Source organism: Bradyrhizobium sp. (assembly GCF_035701725.1).
Classification (GTDB): Bacteria; Pseudomonadota; Alphaproteobacteria; order Rhizobiales; family Xanthobacteraceae; genus Bradyrhizobium.
Window position 1 is genome coordinate 1 of sequence record NZ_DASSRP010000232.1, and the last position, 6,578, is coordinate 6,578.

The following is a 6,578-nucleotide window of genomic DNA, read 5'->3' on the forward strand; positions in this document are numbered from 1 at the left end:
TTCTCGGCGCTGTGGATGAAGGTCTCGTCGAACATGAAGGCTTCACCGTCGCGCCAGACGCACTGAACGCCGTCGACCACGATCCGGCACTGGTCGGAATTCGGCGTCACCAGCCCTAAGTGATAGCGCAGCGAGCCGGCAAAGGGATCGCGGTGCGCGCCCAGCTTGCCGCCGGGCGGCAGCATCGCAAACATCGCGCCATGCACACTCGGGATCGAATTCAACAGCTCGACCGTCTGCGGGCAGAGCGAACGCGCCGATGGCAGGAAATCGTCGTACCATTTCAGATAAAAGCGCTTCCAGCCGCTCTTGAAGAAGGAATAGAAGCCCCAGTCGTTGTTCTTGGCGGCGGCGCGAATAAAGCCCTCGTCGAACAGACGCGTGGCCTCGTCGCGAATGGTCTGCCAGTTCTCGCTGAGCTTCTTGAGTTCGGGAAACTGCTCGAGCGGGATCACCGGCGTGTTCGGCACGGCCGAGCCGGCATACATCAGCACATTATAGGGCGCGAGATAGGTGGAGTGATCGCCGAGCTGGCGGCCGAGACGAAGCCGCTCCTTGCCGCGGAAATGGACATAGACGGTCGAGGCCGCGAGCACGTACAGGCCGATGAATTGCGGAGCAAGAAGCGCCTTCAACATGTGTAAGGACCCAGGAGAAAACCGGCTGAAACGGCAGCCCTTTACTCCAAAAAGGCCGGCCGCGCCAAGTCACGATTCCACCATGCGGACGTAGCGACAGCAAGACCCGAAATGACCGGGTGTGGCCGGGAAACCGGCCAACCGGCTGGCGCGGCCCCTCACAAACGCGTAAAAGCAGGCGGATTTTCCCTCACCCAACCCCCGAGATTGCTTGATGAGCGCGACTACCTTCGTCATTCCCCTTCCCCCGCAACCCCAGCTCCCCGTTGTCGGCGAGACCAAAGCCTATCCGGTTCGCCGCATCTGGTGCGTCGGACGCAATTATCTCGAGCACATCCGCGAGATGGGAAATGACGAGCGGGCGCCGCCCTTCTTCTTCGCCAAGCACGCCGACATGCTGGTCGCCGACGGCGCCACCATCCCCTATCCGCCGCTGACCAAGGACCTTCACCACGAGGTCGAACTGATCGTCGCCATGAAGAGCGGCGGGCTCAACATTCCCGCCGACAAGGCCCTTGAGCATGTGTACGGCTACGCGGTCGGCATCGACCTGACCCGCCGCGACCTGCAGATTGCGTCCCGCAAGAAGGAGCGGCCCTGGGAAGTCGGCAAGTCCTTCGATTATTCCGCACCCTGCTCGGCGATCCAGCCGGCCGCCAAGATCGGCCATCCCTCAAAGGGCAAGATCTGGCTCACCGTCAACGGCAAGGAAACGCAAAAAGGCGATTTGACCGAGCTGATCTGGAGCGTGCCGGAGATCATCTGGCAGTTGTCGCAGCAGGTGAAGCTTGCCGCCGGCGACATCATCATGACCGGTACGCCGGCCGGGGTCTCCCAGCTCCATCCCGGCGACAAGATTGAGTGCGGCGTCGATGGCGTCGGCACGCTGAAAGTGAACATCGGCGAGCCAGAGAAGTAAGGGGTAGTTCCTCGTCATTGCGAGGGTGAAACGACGAAGCAATCCAGAGTTCTTGCGCTGGATTGCTTCGCTAACGCTCGCAATGACGGTGAGTGCTGCTTAGCTTCGTCATTCCGGGATGGTGCGATAGCACCAGACCCGGAATCTCGAGATTCCGGATCGCCGCTTCGCGTCGTCCGGAATGACGAATTGGACCCTACCCCTGCGCGATCGCCTGCAGGCCCTTGAAGGTGAGGCGCTTGGGGTCTTTCACGCCCGCCAGATAGAAGCGGCGAATGAAGGCGGTGACCATTTCACGGTCGCAGTCGGTCAACGCAACGACGGCATCGATGGCAATTCGCTGGGCGTCCATCTCAAGTACCTCGGGCTTCCTCACGCGGTCTCAAAATCTCGACCGAGCCATTCTAGGTTCCACCTGTTAATTCGGCGTTAACCAGTCGAGTGGTCGGCGCCCCAAGCCGACTCAGTCGGTCATGATCGTTGATTCGCAAAGCTGCGCGTATACGTAAAACCACGCAGGCCGGGTTTGGGCAGGGCTACGCGCGAAATGCTTCGGCTTAGGAATATTTCATCACGCCGTCATCGACCCTGCCGAAGCGCAGCGCGACGATGTCGAGGGCGTAATTCTGGAACAGCCGCCACGGCCGCTTGGAACCCTGCTTGGGCAGCGTGGCGATCGCACGCTGCACATAGCCGGAGGAGAATTCCAGCGCCGGCAGTAGCTCGATCGAGGGATCGACATTGTGCGGCACGCACTGCCTGTAGCCGTGCCGGTCCATGTAATTGAGCAGCCGGCAGACATATTCGCAGGTGAGATCGCACTTCAGCGTCCAGGACGCGTTGGTATATCCGAACGCGGAGGCAAGATTCGGCACGTCGGAATACATCATGCCCTTGTAGTTCATGGTCTTGGCAAAATCGATCGTTCGGCCGTCGACCACGGTTTCCATGCCGCCCAGAAGCTGCAACACCAGGCCGGTCGCGGTGACGATGATGTCGGCGGCAAGTTCGCTGCCGTCTTTCAGACGAATGCCGCTTGCGGTGAAGCGATCGATCTCGGCCGTAACGACCGAAGCGCGCTTCTCCCGGATCGATCTGAACAGATCGCCGTCAGGCACGAGGCAGAGGCGCTGATCCCAGGGATTGTAACTCGGATTGAAGTTGGCGATGTCGTAGTCGGGGCCGAGCGCCAGGCGGACGCCGCCAAGCACCATCCGCTTGAACCGCTCGGGGCGCCGCCGCGCGAACTGGAAGAAAGCGAGCCCGAGAAGCACGTTGCGCCAGCGGATCGCATGATAGGCGACGCTCTTGCCGAACTTCTCGCGCAGGAAGATTGCAAGTCTATCCTGCGCCGGACGCGAAACCACATAGGTCGGCGAGCGTTGCAGCATGGTGACGTGGGCCGCGCGCTCCGCCATCGCCGGCACCAGCGTCACGGCCGTCGCGCCCGAGCCGATCACCACCACGCGCTTGCCCGCATAATCGAGCTTGTCGGGCCATTTCTGCGGATGGATGATCGGGCCCTTGAAGTCGTCACGGCCGGCAAATTCCGGCATGTAGCCGTCGGCGTAGCGGTAGTAGCCGGAGCATGAGAACAGGAAATTACAGGTGAAGCGCACGATGTCACCTGTGCCCTCGCCGCGCTCGGCTTCAACCGTCCAGCGCGCGTCCGGCGTCGACCATGAGGCGCGCTTGACGCGGTGACGGAATCTGATCTTCTTGTCGATGCCGTTCTCGGCTGCGGTCTCGCGGACATATTTGAGGATGCTCGGCCCGTCCGCGATCGCCTTCGGGTCAGTCCACGGCTTGAACGAATAGCCGAGCGTGAACATGTCGCTGTCGGAGCGAATGCCGGGATAACGAAACAGATCCCAGGTGCCGCCGATGCAATCGCGTCCCTCGAGAATGACGTAGCTCTTGCCAGCGCATTTCTGCTGCAAGTGATAACCCGCGCCGATACCGGACAAACCGGCGCCGATGATTACGACGTCAAAATGTTCCGTCTTCTGGGTTGTATCCATAGGCGCCGATTAGCGCGCAAAGCGGCACGAAAATCAACGGCAAAGCCGAAGCCCGCGATCGTCTCCCGCCTTCGATGTTCTACGTCATTCCGCAGTGCGGACGAAGTTCACCCCAGTCCCACCACGGCCGAACTCGGTGCGCGTGCAAATCAGCAGCACGAAAGCGGGCAGCAGAAACAGCGGTGCGATCGAGAGGCCGAAGGATTTTGCGAACGGCGCACTCACCGCCGGCAGAACCAGGATCAAGGCCGCGGCGAGACGGAACCATTGCGCCGGCAGGCGCGAGCGCGCTTCCACCATCAGCAGCCAGAGGACGACGAAGGCGCCCATGACGAGGTCGTAGTCCTGCAGGTATGGCGTCATGAAACAGGTGCCCATGATCGTCAGGGCGTTGCGGATCGGTGCGGGATCGTCCTGCCACCAGGACCGCGCGACCACCACCACGGCGAGGCCCGCAAATATCGCCTGGACCAGGTACGCAACGGGCACCGTCGCCCCGAGCATCCGGGCAAAGACGAACACCGACACCATGCGATGCGCAACACCGGAGCCGTCTTCCAAGATCACCGTGCGCAGGATGCCGAGATTGTGGGCGTAATCGAACCAGCATTGCAGCCCGAACAGCGCAACGCTCACGGCGACCAGCAGCATCGCCGTGGTGCCGGTCGCAACCACCGTCAGCCATCGCCGGCCGGCGATCAGCGCAAACGGCAGCATCAGCGCGAGCTGCGGCTTGTAGGCAAAGCAGCCGAACAGAATGCCGGCGATAACAGGACGGCGATCGAGCAGCATCAGTCCGCCACAGAGCAGTGCGGCCGTCAGCGCTCCGTTCTGTCCGCCCATCGCATTGACGAACAAGGCCGGCGTCGCCAGCGACAATAGCAAGGCGCCCTCGCCGCCGACCAACTTCAGCGCGCGGTAGAATGCATACCAGGTCGTGCCGAGCCAGACGAACAATGCCGGGACGTAGGGGATGAGCGCCAACGGCAGCGTCAGCAGCAACATCACCGGCGGATAGGAGTAATGGTAGTACTGGATGCTCTGCGACGTGACGGACTGCTCAAAGGCATGGAAGGCGGCGAAGTCGTAGATCTCGGCGACGCGGCCATGCAGTGCCAGGAACGGCGCCGACCAGTAGTTGACGAAATCGTCGCCGAACGGCCGGCCGATGCCGTTGCTGAGACCATCCTTGGTCTGCTGCAACAGGTCGAAGGCATAGGCGGCGCCGGCAAGACCGATCCAGAACCACGCCACGAGGCGCAGCCGCGCGGTATTCATCAGCAGGCCGGCGTCGGAGCCCTGCGGCAGCGGAGAAATCTTGGCAGCTTGATCCACCGAGCTCATTTCCCGTCCTCAACTGAAGGCTGGCGGGATCGCGAAATGTCAGTCCACCAGGCCCGGCACCATGCGGGAAAGCCGTTAGCACCCCGTTAAAGAATGGCGCGGCGATCAACAGCTACTCGCAACGAAAAAAGCCCCGCATCGCGGCGGGGCTTTTTAAGCTTGATCGGCGGTTGCGATCAGTAACGGTAGTGGTCCGACTTGAACGGACCCTCGACCTTGACGCCGATGTAGTCGGCCTGATCCTTGCGCAGCTCGGTGAGCTTGACGCCGATCTTGGCGAGGTGCAGACGGGCAACCTTCTCGTCCAGCGACTTCGGCAGCACGTAGACCTTCTTCTCGTACTTGCCGTCCTTGTTGTTGGCGAACAGTTCGATCTGCGCCAGCGTCTGGTTGGTGAAGGACGCCGACATCACGAAGGACGGATGACCCATGGCGTTGCCGAGGTTCACCAGACGGCCTTCCGACAACAGGATGATGCGGTGCTTGTCCGGGAATTCGATCTCGTCGACCTGCGGCTTGATGTTGGTCCATTTCAGGTTGCGCAGGCCCGCGATCTGGATCTCGTTGTCGAAGTGGCCGATGTTGCAGACGATGGCGCGGTCCTTCATCGCGCGCATGTGCTCGATGGTGATGATGTCCTTGTTGCCGGTCGCGGTGACGAAGATGTCGGCACTCGGCGCGGCATCTTCCATGGTGACGACCTCGTAGCCTTCCATCGCCGCCTGCAGCGCGCAGATCGGATCGACCTCGGAGACCATGACACGGCAGCCGGCCTGGCGGAGCGAGGCCGCCGAGCCCTTGCCGACGTCGCCGAAGCCCGCGACCATCGCGACCTTGCCCGACAGCATCACGTCGGTGCCGCGGCGGATGCCGTCGACCAGCGACTCACGGCAGCCATAGAGGTTGTCGAACTTCGACTTGGTGACGCTGTCGTTGACGTTGATCGCCGGGAACAGGAGCGTGCCCTTCTTCTCCATCTCGTAGAGCCGATGCACGCCGGTCGTCGTCTCTTCCGAAACGCCCCTGATGTTCTTTGCGATCTCCGCGAAGTAGCCTTTCGGCTTTTCCTTGAGCAGGCGCTTGATCAGCGTAAAGAAGATCTCCTCTTCCTCCGAGGTCGGCTTGTCGAGGAAAGCGGTGTCGCCGTTCTCGGCGCGCACGCCGGCATGCACCAGCATGGTGGCATCGCCGCCGTCATCGAGGATCATGTTGGGCGTGCCGCCGCCGTGCCATTCGAACAGCTTTGCGGTGTAGTCCCAATAATCCTTCAGCGTCTCGCCCTTCACCGCGAACACGGGGATGCCGGCGGCTGCGATCGCTGCCGCCGCATGATCCTGCGTCGAATAGATGTTGCAGGAGACCCAGCGGATGTCGGCGCCGAGCGCCGCCAGCGTCTCGATCAGCACCGCGGTCTGGATCGTCATGTGCAGGGAGCCTGCGATGCGCGCGCCCTTCAGGGGCTGCTTCGGGCCGAACTCCTCGCGCGTGGCCATCAGGCCCGGCATTTCGGTTTCGGCGATGGAGATTTCCTTGCGGCCGAAATCGGCGAGCTTGATGTCTGCAACAATATAGTCGTGCGCCACGGGCGAGATCCTTCGGAGGGTTAGCGCGGGCGGTATAGCAGCCGGGTTGGGACCGGGCAAGGAGCATATAAAG

6 protein-coding genes are annotated in these 6,578 nt (G+C 62.0%); 1 reads left to right on the plus strand and 5 read right to left on the minus strand.

Features of this window, described 5'->3' with window-relative positions; translation table 11 throughout:
• Positions 1-638 (minus strand): aspartyl/asparaginyl beta-hydroxylase domain-containing protein (locus VFL62_RS13465; RefSeq protein WP_325172872.1); only part of this gene is annotated, 638 nt, incomplete at its 3' end.
• A 214-nt stretch (positions 639-852) separates the two neighbouring features.
• On the opposite strand from VFL62_RS13465, the gene VFL62_RS13470 reads away from it, so the two are divergent.
• Positions 853-1,557, plus strand: coding sequence for a fumarylacetoacetate hydrolase family protein (locus VFL62_RS13470; RefSeq protein WP_325172873.1), 705 nt, complete (start codon positions 853-855; stop codon positions 1,555-1,557).
• A gap of 196 nt (positions 1,558-1,753) precedes the next feature.
• On the opposite strand, the gene VFL62_RS13475 is transcribed toward VFL62_RS13470, so the two are convergent.
• The 4 genes from VFL62_RS13475 to ahcY all read right to left on the minus strand — a co-directional run bounded on the left by VFL62_RS13475 (position 1,754) and on the right by ahcY (position 6,514).
• Positions 1,754-1,909: a hypothetical protein gene (locus VFL62_RS13475; protein WP_325172874.1), complete on the minus strand. Its 156-nt coding sequence runs from the start codon at positions 1,907-1,909 to the stop codon at positions 1,754-1,756.
• Positions 1,910-2,114: 205 nt separating this feature from the next.
• Positions 2,115-3,578 (minus strand): NAD(P)/FAD-dependent oxidoreductase, encoded by a 1,464-nt coding sequence (locus VFL62_RS13480; protein WP_325172875.1) that lies wholly within the window; start codon positions 3,576-3,578, stop codon positions 2,115-2,117.
• Between the two features lie 84 nt (positions 3,579-3,662).
• Positions 3,663-4,922 (minus strand): glycosyltransferase family 87 protein, encoded by a 1,260-nt coding sequence (locus tag VFL62_RS13485; RefSeq protein ID WP_325172876.1) that lies wholly within the window; start codon positions 4,920-4,922, stop codon positions 3,663-3,665.
• Between the two features lie 176 nt (positions 4,923-5,098).
• Positions 5,099-6,514, minus strand: a complete 1,416-nt coding sequence (ahcY, locus tag VFL62_RS13490; protein WP_325172877.1) for an adenosylhomocysteinase — start codon at positions 6,512-6,514, stop codon at positions 5,099-5,101.
• Positions 6,515-6,578 lie beyond the last annotated feature (64 nt).